19 protein-coding genes are annotated in these 24,865 nt (G+C 47.8%); 8 read left to right on the plus strand and 11 right to left on the minus strand.

Annotated elements, in window-relative coordinates:
• The first annotated feature begins 28 nt into the window (after positions 1 to 28).
• Together AC5JBY_RS11370 and AC5JBY_RS11375 are read left to right on the plus strand one after the other, a co-directional pair.
• Positions 29 to 2,398 carry an ABC transporter permease gene (locus AC5JBY_RS11370; RefSeq protein ID WP_495904707.1) on the plus strand — a complete coding sequence of 790 codons (2,370 nt, stop codon included), beginning with the start codon at positions 29 to 31 and terminating at the stop codon, positions 2,396 to 2,398.
• Positions 2,399 to 3,029: 631 nt separating this feature from the next.
• Positions 3,030 to 5,177, plus strand: a complete 2,148-nt coding sequence (locus AC5JBY_RS11375) for an LTA synthase family protein (protein ID WP_495904708.1) — start codon at positions 3,030 to 3,032, stop codon at positions 5,175 to 5,177.
• Here AC5JBY_RS11375 and AC5JBY_RS11380 read toward each other — a convergent pair.
• Complete coding sequence (locus AC5JBY_RS11380) at positions 5,116 to 7,023, minus strand: AAA domain-containing protein (protein WP_495904709.1); 1,908 nt, start codon at positions 7,021 to 7,023, stop codon at positions 5,116 to 5,118. The genes AC5JBY_RS11375 and AC5JBY_RS11380 overlap by 62 nt on opposite strands.
• Before the next feature lie 189 nt (positions 7,024 to 7,212).
• Between AC5JBY_RS11380 and AC5JBY_RS11385 the strand changes: the two genes are divergently transcribed.
• On the plus strand, positions 7,213 to 7,776 hold the full coding sequence (locus tag AC5JBY_RS11385; protein ID WP_495904710.1) for a hypothetical protein: 564 nt from the start codon (positions 7,213 to 7,215) through the stop codon (positions 7,774 to 7,776).
• Positions 7,777 to 7,808: 32 nt separating this feature from the next.
• Complete coding sequence (locus tag AC5JBY_RS11390; RefSeq protein WP_495904711.1) at positions 7,809 to 8,414, plus strand: hypothetical protein; 606 nt, start codon at positions 7,809 to 7,811, stop codon at positions 8,412 to 8,414.
• Between the two features lie 17 nt (positions 8,415 to 8,431).
• Here AC5JBY_RS11390 and AC5JBY_RS11395 read toward each other — a convergent pair whose 3' ends face one another.
• The 6 genes from AC5JBY_RS11395 to AC5JBY_RS11420 all read right to left on the minus strand — a co-directional run bounded on the left by AC5JBY_RS11395 (position 8,432) and on the right by AC5JBY_RS11420 (position 14,850).
• A complete protein-coding gene (locus AC5JBY_RS11395) occupies positions 8,432 to 9,193 on the minus strand; it encodes a class I SAM-dependent methyltransferase (protein WP_495904712.1) in 762 nt (253 codons plus the stop codon).
• Positions 9,194 to 9,308: 115 nt separating this feature from the next.
• Positions 9,309 to 9,896 carry a hypothetical protein gene (locus tag AC5JBY_RS11400; protein WP_495904713.1) on the minus strand — a complete coding sequence of 196 codons (588 nt, stop codon included), beginning with the start codon at positions 9,894 to 9,896 and terminating at the stop codon, positions 9,309 to 9,311.
• Between the two features lie 248 nt (positions 9,897 to 10,144).
• Positions 10,145 to 12,343 carry an ATP-binding protein gene (locus tag AC5JBY_RS11405; protein ID WP_495904714.1) on the minus strand — a complete coding sequence of 733 codons (2,199 nt, stop codon included), beginning with the start codon at positions 12,341 to 12,343 and terminating at the stop codon, positions 10,145 to 10,147.
• 439 nt (positions 12,344 to 12,782) lie between these two features.
• Complete coding sequence (locus AC5JBY_RS11410) at positions 12,783 to 13,478, minus strand: LytR/AlgR family response regulator transcription factor (protein WP_495904715.1); 696 nt, start codon at positions 13,476 to 13,478, stop codon at positions 12,783 to 12,785.
• A gap of 18 nt (positions 13,479 to 13,496) precedes the next feature.
• Entirely contained in the window at positions 13,497 to 14,453 is a 957-nt protein-coding gene (locus tag AC5JBY_RS11415; RefSeq protein ID WP_495904716.1) for a cation diffusion facilitator family transporter, read from the minus strand.
• A gap of 25 nt (positions 14,454 to 14,478) precedes the next feature.
• Positions 14,479 to 14,850 carry a winged helix-turn-helix transcriptional regulator gene (locus AC5JBY_RS11420; protein ID WP_495904717.1) on the minus strand — a complete coding sequence of 124 codons (372 nt, stop codon included), beginning with the start codon at positions 14,848 to 14,850 and terminating at the stop codon, positions 14,479 to 14,481.
• Positions 14,851 to 15,006: 156 nt separating this feature from the next.
• Between AC5JBY_RS11420 and AC5JBY_RS11425 the strand changes: the two genes are divergently transcribed.
• From AC5JBY_RS11425 to AC5JBY_RS11435, 3 genes are read left to right on the plus strand one after another with little or no spacing between them, the layout of a single operon-like run.
• Complete coding sequence (locus AC5JBY_RS11425; protein WP_495904718.1) at positions 15,007 to 15,588, plus strand: YceI family protein; 582 nt, start codon at positions 15,007 to 15,009, stop codon at positions 15,586 to 15,588.
• Between the two features lie 9 nt (positions 15,589 to 15,597).
• Positions 15,598 to 16,131 (plus strand): YceI family protein, encoded by a 534-nt coding sequence (locus tag AC5JBY_RS11430; RefSeq protein ID WP_495904719.1) that lies wholly within the window; start codon positions 15,598 to 15,600, stop codon positions 16,129 to 16,131.
• Positions 16,132 to 16,142: 11 nt separating this feature from the next.
• Positions 16,143 to 16,565 carry a hypothetical protein gene (locus AC5JBY_RS11435; RefSeq protein WP_495904720.1) on the plus strand — a complete coding sequence of 141 codons (423 nt, stop codon included), beginning with the start codon at positions 16,143 to 16,145 and terminating at the stop codon, positions 16,563 to 16,565.
• 155 nt (positions 16,566 to 16,720) lie between these two features.
• Here AC5JBY_RS11435 and AC5JBY_RS11440 read toward each other — a convergent pair whose 3' ends face one another.
• Both AC5JBY_RS11440 and fdhD read right to left on the minus strand, forming a co-directional pair.
• Positions 16,721 to 19,033 (minus strand): FdhF/YdeP family oxidoreductase, encoded by a 2,313-nt coding sequence (locus AC5JBY_RS11440; protein WP_495904721.1) that lies wholly within the window; start codon positions 19,031 to 19,033, stop codon positions 16,721 to 16,723.
• 70 nt (positions 19,034 to 19,103) lie between these two features.
• Positions 19,104 to 19,943, minus strand: coding sequence for a formate dehydrogenase accessory sulfurtransferase FdhD (gene fdhD, locus AC5JBY_RS11445; protein ID WP_495904722.1), 840 nt, complete (start codon positions 19,941 to 19,943; stop codon positions 19,104 to 19,106).
• Positions 19,944 to 20,102: 159 nt separating this feature from the next.
• On the opposite strand from fdhD, the gene AC5JBY_RS11450 reads away from it, so the two are divergent.
• Positions 20,103 to 22,712 carry an MGH1-like glycoside hydrolase domain-containing protein gene (locus AC5JBY_RS11450; protein ID WP_495904723.1) on the plus strand — a complete coding sequence of 870 codons (2,610 nt, stop codon included), beginning with the start codon at positions 20,103 to 20,105 and terminating at the stop codon, positions 22,710 to 22,712.
• 85 nt (positions 22,713 to 22,797) lie between these two features.
• On the opposite strand, the gene AC5JBY_RS11455 is transcribed toward AC5JBY_RS11450, so the two are convergent.
• Together AC5JBY_RS11455 and AC5JBY_RS11460 are read right to left on the minus strand one after the other, a co-directional pair.
• Positions 22,798 to 23,181, minus strand: coding sequence for a DUF779 domain-containing protein (locus AC5JBY_RS11455; RefSeq protein ID WP_495904724.1), 384 nt, complete (start codon positions 23,179 to 23,181; stop codon positions 22,798 to 22,800).
• Positions 23,182 to 23,257: 76 nt separating this feature from the next.
• The gene (locus tag AC5JBY_RS11460; protein WP_495904725.1) at positions 23,258 to 24,790 is read right to left on the minus strand and encodes an aldehyde dehydrogenase family protein; all 1,533 of its coding nucleotides are present in this window, start codon (positions 24,788 to 24,790) and stop codon (positions 23,258 to 23,260) included.
• Between the last annotated feature and the right edge of the window lie 75 nt (positions 24,791 to 24,865).

A 24,865-nucleotide genomic window follows, 5' to 3' on the forward strand; every position in this document is an offset into this window, starting at 1 on the left:
GGTATACAGTAAGATACAAACGCCAGCTATGCTATTAAACTATTTCAGGATCGCCTGGAGAAACCTCGTTCGTGGAAGAAGCTTTTCCGCCATCAACATTGCAGGATTAGCCATTGGCATGGCAGGAGCAATCCTGATCCTGCTTTGGTTGCAAAACGAAGTCAGCTACGATAAGTTCCATAAAAACAAAGGCAATCTCTATCAGGTATACGGACTGACCACAACCGATGGAAAACAGTTTGCCATCAACATGACTTCCCAACCACTGGGACCGGCATTGCAGCAAGACTTTCCCGAAGTAATAGCCAACACACGCTTTGCTGAAGTAAACAGCTTGCTGATGACGGTAGAAGAGAAAAGCTTTACCGGCTTGCAAGGCAGCTTTGTTGATCCCGCATTCTTGAACATGTTTAGTTTTCCATTCACACATGGCGCAGCACAGCCACAACTGAAAGAAGCAAATACAATCGTCATCACCGAAAAACTGGCAAAGCAACTCTTCGGAAGCACTAACCCCTACAATAAAACCATTCGCCTCGATGGCAAAGACAACTTTGTAATAACAGGCATACTCAAAGACCTGCCCGCCAACACCCGCTTCCACTTCGATTACCTCTTGCCCTGGGCCTATTTAAAACAATTAGGTTGGAGCAACGACAGCTGGTTGAGCAACAACACAACCACCTTTGTACAATTACAACCCAACACATCCACCACAGCCTTTAACAATAAGATCAAAGACCTCACCCGCCACAAATCAGGACATGCCGAAGTATGGACCCATTTCCTGCATCCACTTGAAAAATGGCACCTGTATTCAACCTTTGAAAACGGACAGGCAGTAAGTGGTCGCATCACCACCGTACGGCTCTTTGCCATCATCGCTGCGTTTATATTACTCATTGCCTGCATCAACTTCATGAACCTGAGCACAGCCCGCAGCGAAAAGCGGGCAAAAGAAGTAGGCATCCGCAAAGTGGCAGGCGCGGGAAGAGGCATACTGATACGCCAGTTTATTATTGAGTCCTTTGTCCTGGCCCTTGCATCCGGCATCATCGCATTGATCCTGGTGCAATTTGTATTACCTCCATTCAATACACTCATCGACGCACAACTTACCATTCCATTCAATAACGGATACTTCTGGATGTGGGCACTTGCTTTTATAGCTTTTACCAGTATTCTTGCTGGCAGCTATCCGGCATTTTACCTGTCGTCCTTTAAGCCGGTAGGCATCTTCCAGGGTAAATTCAAAAAAGCCCAGTCATTACTGTCACCACGAAAAGCATTGGTGGTACTCCAATTTACCTTTGCCATCATCCTCATTATATCTACAGTCGTAGTGCACAACCAGGTTCGTTACGCCCAGGACAGGCAAACAGGCTACACAGCCAACAACCTCATCCATGTCAACTTTGTAGGCGACATAGAAAAGAACTACCCGCTCATCAAGCAGGAACTGATCAGTACAGGCATAGCTACCGGCGTTACCAAAAACATGGCCACCATCACACAGCGGGGTTCCAACACTTGGGGCCTGCGCTGGCAGGGAAGAAACCCCAACGACGATGAAACCATTGCACTGTACAGTACAGACGCTGACCTCATAAAAACAACAGGCTTGCAGTTGATCGCCGGCAGAGATATCGACATCAACAAATATGCTACCGACTCATTGGCTGTCCTCCTCAACGAAACAGCAGTAAAGAAGATGGGCTTCACCAACCCCATAGGACAGATCATCAACCAGCCTGCCGACAACAGAAGCTGGCAGGTAGTAGGCGTAGTGAAAGATTATATACTCAACTCACCCTATGAGAAAGTACCGCCGTTGGTGATCATGGGACCAGCAAGCTGGTACAGCACCATGCACATCAAGTTTAGCGCCGATCGGTCAATGGCAGATAACCTGCAGAAAGCAGAACAGATATTTAAGAAGTACAATGCCGGCTGGCCATTCGATTACAAATTCGTAGACGGAGAGTATGCCCGCAACTTCGACAATGAGCAGCGCACTAAAATGCTGGCCGGTTTATTCGCCTTCCTGGCCATAGCCATTTCCTGCCTTGGTTTGTTTGGCCTGTCCGCATACATGGCCGAAAGCAGGATCAAAGAGATTGGAGTGCGCAAAGTATTAGGAGCTTCGGCCCTTGGCATCACGAGACTATTATCAACGGACTTCATCAAGCTGGTATTGATCGCCTTTGTAATAGCGTCGCCCATTGCTTGGTACGCGATGAACCAATGGCTGCAAAGCTATACGTACCGCATCAACATGGGGTGGAGCATCTTTGCCATTGCAGGATTGCTGGCCGTCACCATTGCACTGGCCACCGTTAGCTTCCAATCCATCAAAGCAGCCCTCACCAACCCCGTCAAAAGCCTCCGCAGCGAGTAAACCGATCTGGGTGCTGTAATAAGCAAAGAATGCTACCCCCAAAGTGTCCCGCTGCTTATAACAAATAAAGCAAGCCACATCAGAAGTGACTTGCTGCCAATAATAAGTAAAGCATGCTACACCTGAAGTGTCTGGGAGTCTGTAAAAAATAAAGAATGCTACACTTGAAGTGACTGGGAGCCTAAAGAAAATAAGGAAAGCTACACCTTGGAGAGGCGTTAGCCCGTCAGGCCGCGCGGAGCGATCGGGCCTGACTTGATTTTTCTTTGGTTACTTTCTTTTCATCAAGGAAAAGAAAGTGACAATCCCGCGCGAGAAGCGCGAAACCCTGCATAAGCAGAAAGTAAAATGAAGAAAGTAACAGTAAAGACATGCCTGACACTTCACCTGCACATCGCATAATATCTCCACATGATGTTATTGATTGGTTAATGTAAATAATACACTTAAAGTATTAACACAAATCAACAAGTGAAACCTGAAGAAAAGCTGAAGAGAAAAAGCAGCTGACATCCACAATAATATTTTTATTGTACACACAATAGGGGAAACCACTGATCACCCGTTTTCTTTAAAATTCCGATAGAATCAGTGCGGAAGTTTGTAAAGATATTTAAACCCCGTTAGTAGCATGTACAATAAGATTTTCCGTAACAGGTTTTCATTCGTTTGGGTAATCATTGGCCTATACCTCATCTTGTCCACCCTTACCCGTATAGGATTACTATTCGCAACTACAGGCACAGGCATCACCGTTGGCCAGTTTACAGGGCTCTTCTCCATTGGCATCGTGTACGATCTGGCCATCGCATCTTTTGTCATCATCCCCTTCGTATTACACCTGTGGCTGCAGAATGAATACATCTACCGGAAAGGAGCATTGCCGTTTGTATGCTTGTTCTTCGCGACCTTGCTGTCCCTGTTGATGTTCACCAAAATAGTCCCCAAAGATTTCAGCCCTCAATTATATACAGCGTTGATCGGTTACATTGTCCTGCGATGGGCAATATACTTGGTCCTCTTTTTTGTACCAGCTTCCTTCCGTTCCCGCTGGCGTGCAGGCGTTTTATACTTCGGCTTCGTATTAGTTACATTTCTACTATTGCTCAATGTAGTAAGCGAATGGTTCTTCTGGCAGGAGTTCACCACCCGTTATAACTTCATCGCCGTGGACTACTTGGTGTATACCACCGAAGTCCTGGGCAACATCGCAGAGTCCTATCCTATAGTTTGGATCATGACGGTGCTGGTGCTCACAGCAGTAGCCCTTACGTTCATGAGCCGGCAGCTCATTCGCCACAGCGTTAGCCAGCCCTTATCATTTGGCCGGCGTACCCTGTTAGCCGTCTGCCTGTTGCTGATGCCGGTATTGGTATATATTGGAGTACCCGAAAAATGGCGCCATTTCAGCAAGAACGAATATGCCAATTCACTCGCCGGCAACGGCATGTACGAATTTGCAGTAGCCTTCACCCAAAACGAGCTCGACTTCTACCAGTTCTACCAAACCCTGCCCGATACAAAAGCGTTCCAGTTGGTAAGGCAGCAACTACAGTCACCCAATGCCCGCTTTGTTGGCAACGATCCTTACAGCATCGAAAGAGAGATCACCTATCCGGAGCCGGAGAGAAAACTAAACGTAGTGCTCATCAGCGTAGAAAGCCTGAGTGCTAACTTCATGCAGGCATTCGGCAGCGACAAGAACATTACACCCTACCTCGATTCACTGTCATCCCATAGCCTCTTCTTTACCAATTTATATGCATCCGGCACACGGACCGTCCGTGGCCTTGAAGCACTGTCACTTTCCATACCACCCACGCCCGGACAAAGCATTGTAAAGCGCCCCGACAATGCGAACATGTTTTCACTGGGCAGCGTCTTCCGTTCAAAAGGATATACCACCCAATACATTTACGGCGGCTATAGCTATTTCGACAACATGCAAACCTTCTTTGGCGGCAACGGATATACGGTCATAGATAGGTCGGCCATCAAGCCGGCAGATGTACACTACCAAAACATCTGGGGTGTGGCCGACGAAGACCTCTTTACACTGGCCCTCCACACCCTCGATTCCAATGAAGCCACGCGCAAGCCCTTCTTTACCCACATCATGACCGTTTCCAACCACCGGCCCTATACCTATCCTGATGGCCGCATTGATATACCACCATCCATCCAGTCGAGAGATGGTGCTGTAAAGTACACGGACTATGCCATCAATAAATTCCTGAAAGAAGCTCACTCAAAAAGCTGGTTCGATAGCACCATATTCGTGATCGTGGCCGACCATTGCGCCAGCAGCGCCGGCAGTGTGGATTTGCCCGTAACGGGTTATCATATCCCGATGCTTATCTATGCACCTAAAATATTACAGCCGGGCACAGTCAGCGATCTTACCGCGCAGATAGATGTAGCACCCACCATATTGGGCATGCTGAGGTTACAATACAAGTCAAAATTCTTCGGACAGGATATACTCAATACACCCGCTGAAAAACAGCGCGCATTTATCAGCACCTACCAGGGATTGGGATACATGCGAAACGGTAAGCTGGTAATACAATCACCCGTTAAGACCATACAGGAATATACGCCCGATCTGAAAACAGGCAATGCCACAGCTTCCCGCCTCGACGATAGCCTGGTCAATCAAGCCATAGCTTATTACCAATGCACCAGCTGGTTGCTGAGAAACAAGAAGCAAACCGAATTTACTCCTCCACAAACTCCCACGCACTCTGCCACGCATTCCGTTGCTCGGCATAAGAAATGAAATCCGAATAAAAAGGAAGTTGACTCAACGTGGCACTGTCACCAATCACCACGAGCTTTTTCCTTGCCCGGGTCATAGCCACGTTCATACGGCGGATATCAGAAAGGAACCCGATCTTATTGTCAGAGTTACTACGGGTCATGCCGATGTACACAATATCCCGTTCCTGACCTTGGAAGCTATCGATGGTATTCACAGTAATATTGCCATTGTACTCCTTCAAAGCAGGAGAGTGCTGCAATTGCTCTTTCAGTAATTCAACCTGTTGCTTATAAGGAGAGATCACGGCAATGGTGGGAAAGTTGCCGGGTTGATATCTGGTCGAAAGGTCAGCCACCAGTTGCGTAAGATGCCTGAACAAAAAGGCTGCCTCTTCAGGATTGGTAGTGCTGGTGCCATCCTGCTTTTCATCATACCCGCAACCAGCCGTATCTATAAACGACAACGGCCTGTCTGCATCAAACAACAAATGCCCCGCTACTGATTCATGCGCCTTCAACCGGTTGCCATAAAACACACCCGAAGAATAACCCATGATCATTTCATGCATTCGGTATTGCTCTTCCAGCAGTACCACAGCTTCGGGATACAGCTGCACACATTTTTCCAGTAGAGTAGTGGCCAGTCCTTTCTGAGCAGCCTCCTGGCTCTTGATCGTAGGCGGCAGTTGACAATGGTCGCCAGCCAAAACTACTTTTCTTCCCTTCAATATAGGTATCCAGCAAGCCGGCTCCAATGCCTGACCAGCCTCGTCGATCACAACAGTTCTATACTTAAGGTGGCGTACAGTATAATGATTGGCGCCCACCAGCGTAGCGGTGATCACCTGCGCCCTCGTTAGCAGATCATTCACAATATATTGCTCAGTGTTCTCTACCTCCTTCATGATCTTATGAGCCTCATCAAAGAGCGCCTTCCGTTGCTCACGCTCCGCCTTACCAAAGTTGCGCTTGTACTTATGCGCCATGTCCTTGTACGAAGAAGCCTGCTTTTTTAGTCGCTTCACCTCCTTCATACTGGGATGCTCCGATACCTTGCTATCCAGCGTGAACGACGTTAACTTCTCCGATACACGGGCGGGGTTACCCACGCGCAGCACACTCAATCCTTCATCCGACAACTTTTCACTCAGCAGGTCCACGGCAGCATTGCTGGGCGCTACTACCAATATTTGTTGCGGTTCCTGCTTAATAAGCGCTTTGATAGCCTGTACCAGCGTAGTGGTCTTGCCGGTACCGGGAGGACCGTGAACGATAGCGAGATCATTGGCCGATAATATCTTGTGCACCGCCGCCTGCTGTGAAGCATTCAGCCGGGATATGGTATAAGGAAAATGTTCTGTCTCAAAAGTGGGAGCGGCATTGCCGGAGAGCACCTGTATCAACCTCCCTTCCTCTTTCTTCTCACTCCGCACGATAGCCAGCTTGAGCGCCTGCTGCATTTCATCATAACTGTTGTCGTCAAACAACAGGTCGATGCCCAGCTTGCCATCGCGGGCCCAGTCGGGCAATTCATCAGTACGTAAAGTGATCTTCAATTTATTACCCCCTTGGAAAGTAACCACACCTTCCACACGGTCAGCCTTGGGATCATGGTTGGAAAACAGCGCTGCGGAAGCGCCAAACCGCAATTGATGCACTACATCCTGGTGAGTAGTGCGCTCCACCTCCACAGAAAGATAATCGCCCCGGGTCATTTCCGTATCCCTGATCGCGATAGGGTACCAGGTAAGCCCATAAGCCCGGCGCTCCGTTACCGAAAGCGTTTCAGCCTGCTGTTGATACAATCGCTTATCCTCCTCCTGCTCGATCTTCAATAACTCCTGCAGCTTCTTAAAATATTCCATGGCCGCAAAGGTAACACTACCCGGCAATTGCGCCAACGGCTCCACCAGCAACCACGCAAAGGAATGTTAAAGTAACCCCCGCAAACAATTTTTCCTGCACCGCCCACGCTATTAAAGGCCAAAACCGCCCATCCCCCGGGCCACTGATTTATGAAAATACACACTACCTGCTTTCTACTCCTCCTTTTCATGCAGCCACTCATGGCCCAGCTCGACAGTTCTGAAATACATTTCATACATGACCTCATGCGCAAATACCAGAGAATAGGAACCCTTCACTATGGTAGCAGTCCGGAGGATGCTGTCTTTAAAAGAGAAGTAAAAGAGTTTACAAAGCGGTTAATGGTAAACCGCAGGGGCGACAGTATTCTGCTCACTGCCAAAGAACAAACCTATTTGTTGCAGGAACTGAAAAAGCCAACTATTACCCGGTTTGCTGATAGCTTATTCCATGATTCAAAAATGGTAAATACAGACAGTATCTTCACGTTCCTTCATCGTAAAAACAGGCAGGTGTACGACTCATTAGTGGCTACAGCGGGGTTTGAAGCAGCAGTAAAATATATAAATAGTAAATCATCGTATAAGTCATTTAGATTTACAAGACCCCTTTATATCAGGAATGGAACGATCATGCTGTTTCATTTCATGTGGCTCACTGATACTGCTGGTGGAGAAACTTCCCTGTCTTTTTACAAGAAAGAAAACGGACAATGGACAGAATGGATATGTGTAACCGGAGGCGCATTTTGACTAATGACCAATACTCTTTAATCGACTGATTTATGAAAATATACATCATTTGCTTTCTGCTCTCTCTTTTTATTCACCCCCTCAAAGCCCAGTGGGACAGTACCGACCTGCAGTTTGTTCATAGTGTCATACGTCGTTATCAACCATCAGGCACAATCTACTATAGCAATCATGCCATACCTGGCGTACTCCGTAGGCAAGTAAAAGAATTGTCAAAACAAGTAGTCGTAAACCTTAGCCTGCCAAAAGACAGTATCGAATTAACGGTTACTGAACGAAAGTATTTACTGGAACAATTAAAAGATTCGGCAAACATTGAATTAGATGACAATTTGCTACCTGATTCTAAAAGGATCGAAGCGGATAGTATCATGGATTTTGTGTACCGTGCTAACATGCGGCTGAGGGATACCTTGAAAGTGCTTAGGCATACAATAGCCAGTGTGTGGTACAAAGTAGCCAGATCGATGTATAATGCTATTTATTTTACCAGACCCATTTATATGAGGAATAGGACCATACTCCTATTTCATTTTATGTGGTGTACATATGGAGGTGGAGCCACCTCCTTTTGCTTCTACCGTAAAGAAAATGATAAATGGGTAAAGTGGGTTGAGGTAGCAGGTGGTAACTATTGAGGTAGGCACCTGTTTCATTACGCCCAGTACACCTTTGTCTCATACTCCATCGTGATCATTCCATCCTGCTGGTAGGCATTAAACAGCTCCGTAAGTACGCCCATCATGGCATCATATCGCTCATGACCCGGCATAGGTATATAAGAAGCAGAAAGTAGTTGACCCTTCAGTGCTTCCCAGGTAAGTTGCTCCTGGTGAGGAAATATGGTCAGCTGCATAGCAGCCGGCGCAAAGAAGTCGACCAACACATTCCGCACGTCACGGCCGGAAGTAGTATAGTCAGTTCCGAAATCCGATTTCAGCTTATCATAAGCTACGAGGAAAGGAGACTCCTGCAGCCGGATATTCCAGATGAGCGCAATATGACCACCAGGTTTAAGAACACGCAGAAATTCTTTTTTAGTGACCGTAGGTTCCATCCAGTGAAAAGCCTGCGCCACGGTGATCAGGTCAACAGATTGAGCAGCCAGCCCCGTTGCTTCACCCTGCCCCTTCACACTACTGAAGCCAGGATAATGCGATAACTGGCCGACACTTGCTTCACGCATAGCATCATTAGGCTCCACACAAGTTACCCGGTAGCCATTCTTCAACAACAGCTCCGCAAAAATACCCGTACCCGCACCTACATCAGCAATCGTACGATCTTGCGTCAGCCCAAACTGCTCCCTGAAAAAAGTAAGCACCGCTTCCGGATAAGAAGGGCGATACTTCACATAATTATCCACTCTTTTCGAAAACCTGCCCGTAGGATCAAGCGAAGAAAGGTCTGTGGCCATAACACAACTTTGGAGCAAAGCTAAGAAATAAAAAAGCCTTCCCGCATCTGGGGAAGGCTTCCTGATAACCCTAACCTCGCCTTTATGAAAAGTGGAACAATTGTAAGATTGTTGATTACTGCATATTAGTAAAGAAAAATACCTGACCAGCCATGTCTACCTGCACAATGATATCTTTACTTCCCTGTTGCAGCTCTACGAAATAATTATCTTCATCTGCAAACTGGCGGCCATACATTAACATATCCGTATCGTTATTCTCATTGTCATCATACATAATCACGTCACCTACCTTATAATCTTTGTATTTATTGTTGATATACTTTTGAGCAGCAGCAGGAAGATCAGCAAAAGCCCTTGCCTGTGTAGTGCCTACCAGTTGATTCCTGATGTCGTAATAAGCCGTTGTCTTTTTCCCGTCCAGCATGAAAGTGGCTTCATCAAAATACTTCGTACGTTTCCAGGTTACATCTGTAATATTATTGCCAAAGTCTGCGCCAAACTGTTGCTTCGATTGATAAGTCACTTCCTTACCTTCCAGCTTCCTTAATTCCTTACGTTCTTCCTTCTTTTCTTTTTTGGCGGCGGCTACTTCTTTATTAGATTGTTGTATGTCTTTTTTAACAGTGGCATACTCATTTTGAGCCTGCATAGAGGCGGTGGCCAGCAAAAGGGCCAGTGAGGAGATCATCAGCTTTTTCATTGTAAACTATTTTAATTGGTTTTGAATTATTTGCTGATGTAAAGCTACACACCGCAAAACCCCTTGAAAAGCGCCAGTCGGCCAACAGGCCAAAACAGTCGTCGACAAGGCATGAGCGATACGCGCAGTATATTACTGCAGGAAACTCATTCATATAACGCTGTCATTTCGAACGGAGCCATTAGGGGTTTAAACCCACAGGAAGGTTGGGCGTAGTGAGAAATCTGTTTGCGACAAAAAGGTAGTTCTTACAAAGAAGCGTAGAAGTGCCGTGCTTCCTTCAAGGCAGGAATACAGATATGCTGCACGGCTTTGATATGCATCAATAAAATACTTTCATCGGTATTATCCTGCTGTTCAAGAATGTCGAGATGAGGTTGCAGCTTTTCAGTAAGCCCCATTACCGATACGGAAGTCTTCATATTATGAGCCAGCACACGTAGCATAATAAAGTCCTTTCTTTTCAGGGCAAGCTCCAGACCCTTCAGGTCTTCCGGTATCATCTCAAGGAATTGTTCCGTTACCGTTTTCTCATACTCCTTATTACCATTACTCACCTCGCGCATATACCCAAGGTCGATGTGCCGGTAGTTGGTGGGTGGTGGCTGGTACAACCCTTTCTTAACCGGCGCTTCCGTTTGTTGCCGCCCCGTAAACCGGACGATCATCCGGTACAATTCCTCTTCCTGTATTGGTTTGGAAATATATTCGTTCATACCGGCACTGAGACATTTCTCCCTTTCTCCCGCCAGCGCATGCGCGGTCATGGCAATGATGGGTGTAGACAGTTGCAACGTATGCCTGATCTGCGCAGTGGCAGTATAGCCATCCATGCCAGGCATCTGAATATCCATGAGTATCAGGTCATACGACGCACGCTGTAACCTTTCAAGCGCCTCTTTTCCATTGGCGGCGATCTCGTAAGGCAGTTCCCAATAGCCAAGCAGGTGGTGCATCAGTTGCTGGTTGATCTCATTGTCCTCTACTACAAGAATGCGCACATCAACAGGCGCAGCATTTCTAAGCGAAGCGTCAGACCACTTGCGTTGATTGTTGATCACTTCCTGCGTGATCTTATAAGGAATCACGATGCGGAAAATACTTCCCTTATCAGGCTCACTGGTCACATCGATGGAGCCACCCTGCAGCTCTACAAGGTCTTTCACAATGGAAAGGCCAAGACCTGTGCCGCCATATTTACGGGTAATAGAATCTTCAGCCTGTCGGAACCGCTCAAAAATACCAGGCAGCTTATCTGGGTCGATGCCAATACCGGTATCACTTACTGTGATGCCCAGTAAAATATTCTTCTCCTGAACACCTTCGTTACTGATAACCACAGCAATGCTTCCCTGTTGCGTGAACTTCACCGCGTTGCCGATCAGGTTTACCAACACCTGCGTCAGCCGGGTGGCATCACCATTCAGTGTATCAGGAATAGAGTTGTCCACCTGCGTGGTGAATTGCAAACCCTTCTCTTTCACCTTTTCAAGAAACATAGTCTCTACCGAATACAGCAATTCCCGTATGCTGAAAGGTGTAGGCTCTATGCGCATCATGCCCGCTTCGATCTTGGAGAGATCGAGAATATCATTGATAATAGTGAGTAAGCTATCGCCCGAACTTTGGATGGCTTGCACATAACCCGTTGATACAGGGTCTGTCTCCCGCTTTTGCAACAAACTGGTAAAACCCATGATGGCATTCATGGGCGTGCGGATCTCATGACTCATATTCGCCATGAAGTTTTCCTTGATACGCGCAGCCTCACGCACCTTCTTCTCCGAAGCATCCAGTTGACGGATCAGTTGATTCTGCTGCCCGATACGATTAATGATGAACCAGAACAAAACAGCGCCGCTGATGAGTACCAGGATGATCAATACCATACCGGCAGTCCGCGCCTCACGTCCGTTCTTATCAACCTCGTTGGTAAGCGTGCCCAGTAACTGTTGCCGGCTGCTGTCGATCTTGCGGGCCGTAGCCATGATATCCAGCGTAAGCTGTGCATTTTGAGGAGTAGCAAACAGGTCTTCCGCGGCAGTCTTGCCGGTGCTGTGAAAAGTATCCAATATGCGGTGACTGAAAAGTAACTTTTGTCTTACCAGTGTATCCAGTTCATCGATGAACCTCACAGAGTTGTCGTCATCATTGATCTTCTGTAGCATGCCAAGGTCCTTTTCCACTTCGGCCACCTGGCGCTCTATGCCCGGCAGGTCAACGCTATCACGTTTGGTAATAGTTTGAAGCACACCATTCTCCACGGCATGTACCCCTTTTTCCAGCGCACGCAGTTCATTCTCTACCCCAAACTCATACAGGAGGCGTTCATTACCCGAAATAAGACCATTGATGTTTTTAGCGGAATTGTATTGCAGATAGATCAGCAGCAAGTTGCCGGCAATAAAGGCAGCCAGTATATAATAAATGATCTTTTTACTGGTCATTGCTATTAAATAATAGGCTAATGTAGTTTAAAAATGATCACCCCTGCCTATGCTTCCTTTTGCCAACCCTTCTGAGGGATAAGTACGTCAGACCAACAAGTAAGCAAGTGTCTGCAATGAATAATATGATGAGAAAAGATTTCATACCTTAAAAAAGAAGGCCCCGGTAGAAACCGGGGCCGTTAACCAAAACTAACTGCTTATGAAAAAAGATTAAAGAACTATGCGTATCTGCTCTATTGCATTTTTGCTTTATCGCATTTGCTGATGTAAAGATGCAATCAAATCCCGCGCCCGCCAATAGCAAGGCGGCTATTAGGCACAATGAGTCGGTGAATCCGGAAATCCGGTCGGTGGAAACTAACCATAACCCCAATCGTACTGCACACAGTCGCCAGCCTCTGGCTGGTGACGGGTATTTCAAAGCCTCCGGCTTTGCTTAAAGTATATTCATTCTCTTATTCAGCGCACTGCGGTAGGCATCCGCCACAGGGAGAGATTTGCCATTGATAATCAAGGCGCCATCCTGGATCGTCTCGATCTTGCCCACAGCCACTATGTACGAACGGTGCACGCGCAGGAACCTCCCCGCAGGCAAGCGCTCCTCCACGGCCTTCAGCGTGGTGTGGACGGCGTAGAACTTCGAAGGTGTGTACAATTTTACATAATCGCCCATAGCCTCGGCATACAAAAGATCATCGAGGCCCAGCCGGCGAACAATATTGGAGTCGCGGATAAAAATAAACTCATCCTCAGCCAGCTTCACCTCTTCCTTATTACTGTCGAGGATATCCCGCACGCGGTCGATAGCCTGTATAAAGCGGGCAGGAGTGACGGGCTTCACGATGTAATCAGCTACATTCAACTCAAACGCCTCAGCGGCATATTCCTTCTTGGAGGTAGTAAAAACAATGACAGGCCCATTATCGCCCAGGTTGCGCGTTAGTTCCAGACCACTCATGCCTTGCATTTCGATGTCCAGCAACAGCAGATCTACCGTTTCTTCCCGGATGAAGTTCCAGGCTTCCATGGCATTACTGCATTCGCCCAATACGTTCAGGTCCTTCACCTGGCTGGCCAACTGTTTAAGCGTAGTTCTGGCGATCTTGTTGTCGTCGATGATCAGGCAATTCATATATAAATATAACGACTTCTAACAATTCGTCAGCCCGCAAGGCATGCCATCAGGCTCCACCTGGATGGTGGGATGCTGAACATTCTGCGCCACGATGATCTCCCGCGCCCTTTCCAGCAGGCTGCTGAGTCGGATAGTATCGATGGGTTGCTTCACAACAAGGTGAAGCGAAAGGATATTCTTTTCACCATCCATTGTCCAGCTATGCACATCATGCACGCCGGTCACTTCAGGCAGCTTCTTTAACTCGGCAATGATAGTCTGTTCATCTACAGAAGCAGGGGCAGCCTGTAGGAAGATCTTTAAAGTAGCAAGGATATTACGCGTAGCATTATAAAGAATAAATAAAGCGATGCCAACAGAGAGCAGCGGATCGATCCAGTACCAATGCGTAAAATACATGATCACAGCGCCCACCAACACAGCTATCCATCCCAGTGCATCCTCCACGAGGTGCAGCATCACAGCCCGCTGATTCAGCGATTGACGCTCGCCCTGACGTAAGCGCAGAATGGCAAGCCCATTGAAGAGGATACCCGCTACGGCCAACCACAACACACCGGTCGTTTTCACTGCTTCTACAGCAAAAAAACGGGGAATAGCCTCCGTTAAGATCACGATAGAGCCAGCCATTAATATTAAAGAAGTGAGAAAGGCCGCCAGTGTAGAGAACCTTCTTTTACCATAACTGAAAGTCGAAGTCCTGCCCTGGCCCGATTGCTTTTCCAGCACCAGCGCCGCTGCAATAGCGATACTATCGCCCAGGTCATGAATAGCATCAGAAAGAATAGCTACAGAATTAGTATACAGGCCACCGATAAACTCGATAATAGTGAAGAGCACATTAAGCACCAGCGCCACACGCATATTTTTAACTACAGGGTGAATATGCAGGGTAGAGGAGGCGTGGTCATGGTCACCATGAGAACAGTTACCATGTTCATGAGAATGAGTAGGATGATCGTGGTTTGCCATACTGTAAAGGTACGGAGAGAGAGCGTTATACCTTTTCTTCCACCATCGTAAGTTTCCGATGCCGTAAACCCCAAACAGCCATGCTGTCCAGTACCATGGTGAGCGATTTTCCCGATTTCGTAAGTTCATATTCAATACACACAGGAATAGAATCGTACACGGTGCGTTTGATCATACCATTCAGCTCCAACTCTTTAAGCTCTTTGGACAACATGCGGGCAGTAATATTGGGAATACCGCGCTCTATTTCCTTGAAACGTTTCTTGCCAAACAGTAAAGTACCTATGATCGGCAGTTTCCATTTGCCACTCAACACGTTGAGTGTGTCATTCACCGCAAGGATGAATTCTGTTGAGCAGCTTTTAACATTTTTTAACTCTTTTTCGAACGGCGACATAATGAGCAAATTTAAGTACAATCGGTCTTTAGGGGGATCACTATACTAAAATATACCGGTATACTTTTGTATAGTGCTTACTTTTGTATAGTAAAGGTAAATACTTTTGTGATGGAAAAAGAGAGACGCCTTTTTAAAAACAAAAACAATCACCCAATGTTCAAGTTCAAAGCAATTACTGTTGTAGCAGCTGTAGCGCTGTTATCGTTTACCCTGCCATTTGCAATATCCTGGAAATCTGACAATGTACACTCAAGATTCGGATTCAGTGTGAAGCACATGGGCATTGCCACCTTTAATGGCAGCTTTAAAGATTACAAGATCTCCATCAGCCATAATGCAGAAGATTTTTCAGATGCTGTGGTAGAAATGACTGCTGAAGTGAAAAGCATCAACACCGACAACGAAATGCGCGATAAGCACCTGCAAAGCGCAGATTTCTTCGATGCTGCCCAATTCCCTCAGCTCACTTTCAAAAGCACATCTTTCAAGAAAGTGTCTGGTAACAACTATAAAGTTGCCGGCGACCTCACCCTGCATGGTGTTACCAAAAAGATCGAGCTGGACGCCGTACTGATAGGAAAGGCAGTTCACCCCCAGAGCAAGAAAGACATGGTAGGCTTTAAAGTGAGCGGCACCATCAAGCGTTCCGATTTCGGTATCGCTACCGGATTCCCCACTGCAGCCCTGGCCGACGAAGTTGCCCTGGCAGGTGATTTTGAATTCATAAAAGACTAACTTAGTCAAATGAAGAAGATCATATTTTCATTCGCAACACTGCTGGCATTAACAGCAGTGTTCGCTTTCTCCGTAGCGAAGAGCTGGGAGATCAAGAAAGACTATAGCATTAAGTTTACCAACGACGATGCTGCTGGCATCTTCAAAACCTTCACCGGAAGCATTGTGTTTGATGAGCAGAACCTTGCTGCCTCCAAATTCTCTGTTAATATTGATGTAAACTCCATCAATACCGGTAATGGCATGCAGAACAAACATGCCAAAGGCGACGAGTGGTTTGATGCAGCAAAATATCCGCAGATCGTTTTTAATTCAACAAAGATCGCTAAGACAGGCACTGGCTGGCAGGCTACCGGAACACTGGAAATGCACGGCGTGAAGAAAGAGATCAATATCCCATTCGCCTTTGTACCCAAAGGAAATGAAGCGGTATTCTCCGGCACGTTCACTGTAAACCGCAGCGATTACGGCATCGGCAAACCAGCCACAGGTACGGGAGCATTAGTGAAGATTGAAGTGTATGTACCTGTTACCAAAAAATAAAAGGTACACACATGTTTAAAAGAGCATTCCTGTTAGGTATAGTATCCGGCGCATTAGCCGGCGCGGCATCCCTCATATATGCCAAAGTATACCACGATTCACTGGGAGTTGATTTCTCTGCGGTGGCAGCAACCACTTCCATTTTCGCCGGTTCCATAGGAGGCGGCGTATTGGCGGCACTGGGCTATTGGCTGTTGTATAGATTCCTGAAAGACAAGGGAGAAATTATTTTCAACCTGCTCTTCACCATCCTCAGCTTTGCCAGCATCCTGGCCCCATTGGCTGCGAAGCTTCCCCTGGAAGCTGAAATGCCCGAGCTGTTCCCCGGACTAACTGTTCCTATGCACTTCTTCCCGGCTTTGGGTTGGTTTACACTCAAGCCGCTGTTCATAAAACAGGAAGTAAAGAATTACGATAAACCGACAGGCATTTAAACCGATAGGCTATATTCAAAACGCTAAGGCTGTTCCCCACGAACAGCCTTTTGTTATTTTAGCCAATCAGGCCGCCGAACCGATCGGCTGTTCAATTAGTCAGGCCGCTCCAGCGGCCAGACTGCTTCGTCTCCTGACTCTGAACTCTCGACTCTCTACTCCGAACTCTTCCTCACCTCTATCACTACAAATTTCGATGTAGGCGTATTACTCTTTTCTGCCACACTGTCAATCGGCACCAGCACATTAGTCTCAGGAAAATAAGTAGCAGTACAACCGGCAGGAATAGCATACGGCACTACAATAAACCTGTGCGCCACCCTTTCTACCTCGTTATGATAATTGAACAGGTCCACCACATCGCCACTTTGCAGGCCCCGCTGTCGCATATCACCCTGATTCATAAAGATCACCCGGCGTTCATGGTAAACACCGCGGTAACGGTCGTCGAGGCCATAGATGGTGGTATTGAACTGGTCATGACTGCGAACAGTCATCATTAGTAATTCATCCTGACCCAATACAAGTGGCTCCTGCATAGCAACATTGAAATGCGCTTTATTGGTAGCTGTATCGAAATGGCCTTCGCGGTTACAGTTGGGAAGATAAAAGCCGCCAGGCAGGCGCACCCGTTTATTATATTGATCAAAGCCCGGAATGGTACGCTCTATATCATCGCGGATATGATCATAATGCTGTAAGTATTTGTTCCAGTCCACCGGATTGCGGTTGCCCAACGTGGCTTTGGCAAGGCGGCACACGATCACCGGTTCACTCAGCAGGTCATCGGATATGGGCGTTAATATTCCTTGCGAAGATTGAATAACACCCATAGAGTTTTCACAACTCACAAACTGCGCTTCACCATTCAGTATATCCTTATCACTGCGGCCAAGGCAGGGAAGGACCAACGCTTCATCACCATGCACCAGGTGACTGCGGTTTAATTTGGTAGATACATGCACAGTCAGCAGGCATTTGCTCAACGCCGTTGCAGTGTATAGTGTATCAGGAGTCGCAGAGAGGAAATTACCACCCATGGCAAAGAATACTTTCCCTTTACCATTGTGCATGGCTTTGATACAGTCAACAACGTCCAATCCGTGATCGGCAGGCGGTTCAAAACCGAATGTCCGCTGAATAGATTGAAGAAAGCGAACCGATGGCTGCTCATAGATGCCCATGGTTCTGTCACCCTGCACATTACTGTGTCCGCGCACAGGACAAGTGCCGGCCCCCTTCTTCCCAATGCTGCCTTTGAGCAATAATAGATTCACAACCTCTTTGATGGTATCTACAGCATTTTTATGCTGCGTAAGACCCATGGCCCAGCATGCAACGATCTTCGTTTTATATTTCAAAAGATTGGCTACTTCTTGCAGTTGCACCAGATCGATGCCGCAGGCTTGCACCAGCATGTCCATGTCGAGCTCACGCAGGTGTTGCACCAGCTCATCATAACCCAATGTATGGACCCGGATGAAGCCACGGTCAAAAACCTTACCTGGATCCTGCTCCTCGGCCTGCAACAATAACTTTTCCAATGCCTGCAGCAGCGGCATATCACCATTGATCTTTACCGGTAGGTATACATCAGAGAGTGGGGTAGTCATGTGCAACATCCCTTTCAGTTGCTGCGGATTATTGAAGCCCATCAATCCCGCTTCGGGCAATGGATTGATAGAGATGATCAGCGCACCATTAGCTTTCGCTTTCTGCAACGCAGAAAGCATACGCGGGTGATTTGTGCCAGGATTCTGGCCCATGATGATGATCACCTCCGCTTCATAAAGGTCTTCCAGTTTCACACTCCCTTTACCGATCCCCAGTGATTCGCCAAGCGCCACACCACTGCTTTCATGACACATATTACTGCAATCAGGCAGGTTGTTGGTGCCATAGGCACGAACAAACAACTGGTACAGGAAGGCCGCTTCATTACTGGTGCGTCCTGATGTATAAAAGATAGCCTCGTTGGGAGAAGATAAACCGTTGAGCGTTGTCGCGATCTTACTGAAAGCTGCATCCCAGGAAATAGGCTGATAATGCGTAGCACCTTTAGGAAGGAACATAGGTTGCGCAATACGGCCCTTACGTCCGATCTCATAATCGGTAAGCGCGGCCAGCTCCTGCACACTATGTTGAGCAAAGAAATCCGGCGTTAATTTTTTGGCCGTAGCTTCCTCTGCCACAGCCTTGGCGCCATTCTCACAGTACTCAGCAACCCCACTACGTTCATCGTCCGGATCAGGCCAGGCGCAGCTGGGACAATCATAACCACCCTTCTGATTCAGTTTACTCAATGCCTTCCACCCACGCACAACACCAGCTTCGCCAAATACATGCTGGAAGGCATGAAGCACAGCGGGAAACCCTGCAGCACTTGTTTTCACAGATCCAAGCTTCAGGCCTGTAAACAAATCCGGATTTTCCGCCCCCTGTATCGGAGATGTATTCTCTTCATTCATAACACCACTATTATGTTGTTAAAAGAGTTTCCACTCGTTGCCTCAATGCCTTGCTGCCTCGTTGCCTTCTCTACTCGTTGCCTTGCATTTCAATCCGTGCCTCCCCACAATAAATATTAAAACGATGATTACGCAGGAAGCCCACCAGCGTCATATTATTCTCCTGCGCCAGCTCCACGGCCAGGCTGGAAGGAGCACCCACTGCCGCCACTACTTTGATCCCAGCCATAGCGGCCTTCTGTATCAGCTCGAAACTGGCACGGCCGCTCAGCAGCAGCACCTTGTTATCCAGCGGCAACAGGTCTTGCAACAACGCAGCGCCAATGAGTTTGTCCAGCGCATTGTGACGGCCCACATCTTCACGAAGCATACAAAGCTCCCCTTCAGCAGTAAACAATCCGGAAGCATGCAGCCCACCGGTACTGTCAAACACGGCTTGCTGTTGCAGCAAACTGGCTTGCAGCCCATGCAGCATCCCTTCGGCGATCAGCAAATAATCATTGGAATTGCTGAGGAAGGGCGATACCGTTTTGATGGCGTCGATGCTGGCCTTGCCACAGACCCCGCAGCTCGAAGTAGTGTAGAAATTACGGTCGGCTTGTTGCAACCGTGGTTGAATATCAGGATGCAACGTTACCCGCACACTGTTCATGCCGGGCAATACAGGCGATATATGTTGGATAGCTTGCCGTTGTTGAATGATCCCTTCCGTAAACAGGAAGCCCGCCGCCAGTTCCTCATCGTTGCCAGGCGTGCGCATGGTAATAGAAACATTACGGTGCAGCGGTTGCGGACCATAAGACAATTGTATTTCCAGCGGTTCTTCAATGGCCAGCACATCATCAGCCACCAATACCTGTCCCCCTTCTACTCTCCGGATGGTGCGTGTTATCACAGCATGTGTCTGCATTAGAAAACTTTAATACCCGAAAGTTAGTGCTATTTTAAGACTTCAACCTTAGGAGGCTATCTTTGTTATTCAGGCAAAGGTGGGTCGCCCTGCAGCGCTGCATAACCCGCGCAGCGAGGGCGGCTCACCTTGCTCCTTGTCACAAGAAAGCATTACGTAATGAACGCAGAACAACAACGATTACAACAGGAAGGCTGGAAAAGATGGGGCTCATATGTGTCAGACAGGCAATGGGGTACGGTGCGTGAAGATTATAGTGCCAATGGCGATGCCTGGAATTATACCACACACGATATGGCCCGCAGCATGGCCTGGCGCTGGGGCGAAGAAGGCATTGCCGGCATCAGCGACGATCACCAACTGCTATGCTTTGCACTGGCCCTGTGGAACAAGCGCGATGCCTGCCTCAAAGAGCGTTTCTTCGGCCTCAGTAATCAGGAAGGCAATCATGGCGAAGATGTGAAAGAACTGTACTACTACCTCGATGCTACGCCCACCCACTCCTACATGAAAATGCTGTACAAATACCCACAGCAGGAGTTTCCCTATGAACGGTTGGTACGCGAAAATGCGCGTCGTGGCAAGCAGGACGAAGAGTTTGAATTGATAGACACTGGTATTTTCAACGACAATAAATACTTCGATGTATTTGTAGAATACGCCAAGGCCGGCACAGACGATATACTCATCAAGATCACCATTCACAACCGGGGTGCCGAAGATGCCAGCCTCCACGTGTTGCCCACCATCTGGTTTCGCAACACCTGGTGCTGGGGCAGGCACGATTACAAACCCACCTTATACCAGGCAGGAGACAATACCATCGGCCTTTCCCACAAGGACATGGCCATGACCTGTCTACATTACGAAGGCAATGCCCGCACCCTCTATTGTGACAATGAGACCAACACCCTCCGTTTATACAACTACGACAACAAAAAGCCCTGGCGTAAGGATGGCATCAATGACTTCCTGATACATAAAAAAGATTCGGTCAACCCCATAAAAGAAGGCACTAAAGCAGCGATAGATTACGATATCACCATACCTGCAGGCCAATCCCACACCATCCGTTTAAGGCTGTGCGATCATAAGGAAAAGGGAGAATTTGATCACTTCGATACCATCTTTGCGAAAAGAATAACAGAAGCCAATAATTTCTTTGACCACCTGCAACATACCATTGAGAACGAAGATGAGAAATTAGTCCACCGGCAGGCAATCGCCGGCATGCTGTGGAATAAACAATTCTATTCCTATAAAGTACAACAATGGTTGGATGGCGACCCGGCCATGCCCACACCACCGCCCCAGCGATTGAAAGGACGCAATGCCGATTGGCGGCAGGTCAACAACGAACACATTCTGTCAGTACCCGATAAATGGGAGTTTCCCTGGTATGCCGCCTGGGACCTCGGCTTTCATTGCGTAACCATTGGTATGGTAGATCCCGACTTTGCCAAATACCAGTTGCAGTTATTGACAGAAGAGTGGTACATGCATCCATCCGGCATGCTGCCCGCCTATGAGTGGTCGTTGGGGGATGCCAACCCTCCGATACATGCCGGTGCAGTGTACCGGGTGTTCCGCCAGGACGCAAGAGCTAAAGGAACCAAGGATTATGATTTCCTCGAATCAGTGTTCCACAAACTACTCATCAACTTCACCTGGTGGGTAAACCGAAAAGACAGGATGGGCAGCAATATCTTCGAAGGCGGCTTCCTGGGGTTGGATAACATTGGCGTATTCGACAGAAGTGCCCCTTTGCCCGACGGCGCCACGATCGAGCAGGCAGATGCCACGAGCTGGATGGCGATCTATGCGCTCAACATGCTCCACATTTCACTGGAGCTGGCCACGCGCAATAAAGCATATACCGGCATGGCCACCAAATTCTTTGAACACTTCCTCTACATCGCAGGAGCCATGGCCAGCATGGGTAAAGAACATACCGGACTCTGGGATGAAGAAGATGAATTCTTCTACGACCAGGTACGAGCACAAGACCGGAGCATTGTAAAGCTGAAAGTGAAGAGCATGGTGGGACTGATACCCTTGTTTGCTGTGGAAGTGATCACCGAAGAAACGCTGAAGAACAATCCGGTTTTTGCCGAGCGCATGCAATGGTTCCTGAGGCACCGGCCCGATCTCGCGTTGCTGGTATCACGCTGGTTCGAAGAAGGAAAACGCGATGTACACCTGTTGGGCTTGCTGCGCGGCCACCGCATGAAGCGATTACTGAGCCGCATGCTGGATGAAACAGAATTCCTCAGCGATTACGGCATACGGTCTATGTCTAAAAGATATGGCGAACAACCCTATAGCATACACATCAACGGCGGGGAGTTGAGAGTACAATACGTTCCCGGAGAAAGCGACAGCAATATATACGGCGGCAACTCCAACTGGAGGGGGCCGGTATGGATGCCAATGAACTTCCTCATCATCGAAAGCCTCCGCAAATACCACTTCTATTACAGCGATGATTTTAAAATAGAGTACCCAACCGCTTCAGGGCATTACCTTACCCTGAAAGAAGTGGGTACTGCTATTGCCAATCGTCTGCTAAAAATATTCCTCCGCGATGAGAAAGGCAGGAGAGCGATATTCGGTGATCATGAAAAAATGCAAACCGATCCCCATTTCAAAGACTATGTGTTGTTTCACGAATACTTCCATGGCGATAGCGGCAAAGGCCTCGGTGCTTCCCACCAAACCGGTTGGACAGGCCTCGTCGCCAACCTCATCATCATGAAGAATGGCGGATAGATTTCTTTGTCACCCTGAGCCTGCCGAAGCCGAATGCTGTCACCCTGAGCTTGTCGAAGGGTTTTCAAAAGGTAGGTCACCTTGGTTAACTGGTAGCAGCAACCTCCAACAACGGCTCCAGGTCTTCCAGCTCCGCCTCAGTAAAAAGCTTTGACTGAATATAGAACCGTACACCCAGGGGGATCTCTAAAGAGAAACTGCTGCCCCTGCCCGGCGTAACGTCGAGGATCAGTTGCGTGTGCTTCCAGTATTCAAACTGATCCGCGCCCATGAAGAATTTACAGCCATACACTTCACCCAGGCAAACATCACTGCCACCGGTTTTAAATTCTCCCACAGGAAAGCACATGGGTTGACTCCCGTCACAGCATCCGCCACTTTGGTGAAACATTAAAGGCCCATTTTGAGCCCTCAGCCGGTCAATCAGTTCATTAGCCTTATCAGTTGATAGTATTCTTGGTATAGCCATAACATACATTTAAATAAAAGAATACGGCAGCGCCACGCGCCGCCGTATCAGCCTCTGATCTTTACATCCCTGACACTTAAAAGAATCCTAATTTCTGTTTGCTGTAGGAGATCAGCATATTCTTGGTTTGACGGTAATGATTCAGCATCATCTTGTGCGTCTCACGGCCAAAACCTGATTTCTTATAACCGCCAAAAGGAGCATGCGCAGGATAAGCATGATAACAATTCACCCACACGCGGCCAGCCTGTATAGACCTTGGCACCTGGTACATTTCATGCGCATCCCTGGTCCACACACCGGCGCCCAAACCATACAGCGTATCATTGGCGATCGCAATAGCTTCTTCCGTTGTTTTGAAAGTGGTTACAGAGGTAACAGGCCCGAATATTTCTTCCTGGAAAACACGCATCTTATTGTTGCCCCTGAAAATAGTAGGCTTGATATAATAGCCATGTTCAAGGCCGCTGTTCTGGTGAAAAGCTTCACCACCACACAGCACTTCAGCACCTTCCTGCTTGCCGATATCGAGATAACTTAAGATTTTATTATACTGGTCTTCACTCGCCTGCGCACCCATCATCACGGTGCCATCAAGTGGGTTACCCATTTTAATAGCCTTAGTGCGTTGAATTACCTTACTCATGAACTTGTCATAAATATTTTCATGCACCAATATCCTTGACGGACAGGTACAAACCTCACCCTGGTTCAACGCAAACATCACAGCACCCTCAACAGCCTTATCGAAAAACTCATCATCGGCATCCGCAACAGACTCGAAGAAGATATTAGGGCTCTTACCACCCAGTTCCATCGTCACAGGGATCAGGTTTTCAGAAGCATATTGCATGATCAGGCGGCCGGTAGTAGTTTCACCGGTGAACGCTACCTTGTTTACCCGTGGAGAAGAAGCGAGTGGTTTGCCAGCCTCTACGCCAAAACCAGTTACAATATTCAACACCCCTTTAGGAAGAATATCGCCAACCAGTTCCATCAACACCATAATACTGGTAGGCGTTTGTTCGGCAGGCTTCACAACCACTGTACATCCTGCTGCCAGGGCTGGCGCTATTTTCCACGTAGCCATTAGTAGCGGGAAGTTCCAGGGAATGATCTGACCTACTACGCCAATTGGTTCATGCAAGTTGATACTCACAGTAGTTTCATCATGTTCGCTGATAGTTCCTTCTTCACTCCGGATCACACCGGCGAAATAGCGGAAATGATCGATAACCAGCGGAAGATCAGCCGCCCTTGTTTCACGAATGGCCTTGCCATTGTCGATAGTTTCCACAATAGCCAGGTATTCAAGATTATCCTCGATCACCTGCGCAATTTTCAGCAGCAGGTTACTGCGATGACTTGCGGCAGTCTTACTCCAGGTTTTGAAAGCCTCGGTAGCCGCATCGATCGCCAGATCGATGTCCTTGGCATTACCCCGGGCAGCCTGGGTAAAAACCTTCCCATCGATAGGAGATACATTATCGAAATATTCACCGCTGGAAGGGGCAACCCATTGTCCCCCAATATAGTGATCATATTTTTCTTTGAATGATGGCCGGGCGGCCACATTGCCTTTTGGTGCAGACGCTGTTGCAGTACTCATAATGGAAGATTTATCGTTAGAAAATTAGACACTGAATTTCACACCTTACAGCGGCAGAAGGCACACACGATCGTC

The organism is Paraflavitalea sp. (assembly GCF_059502485.1).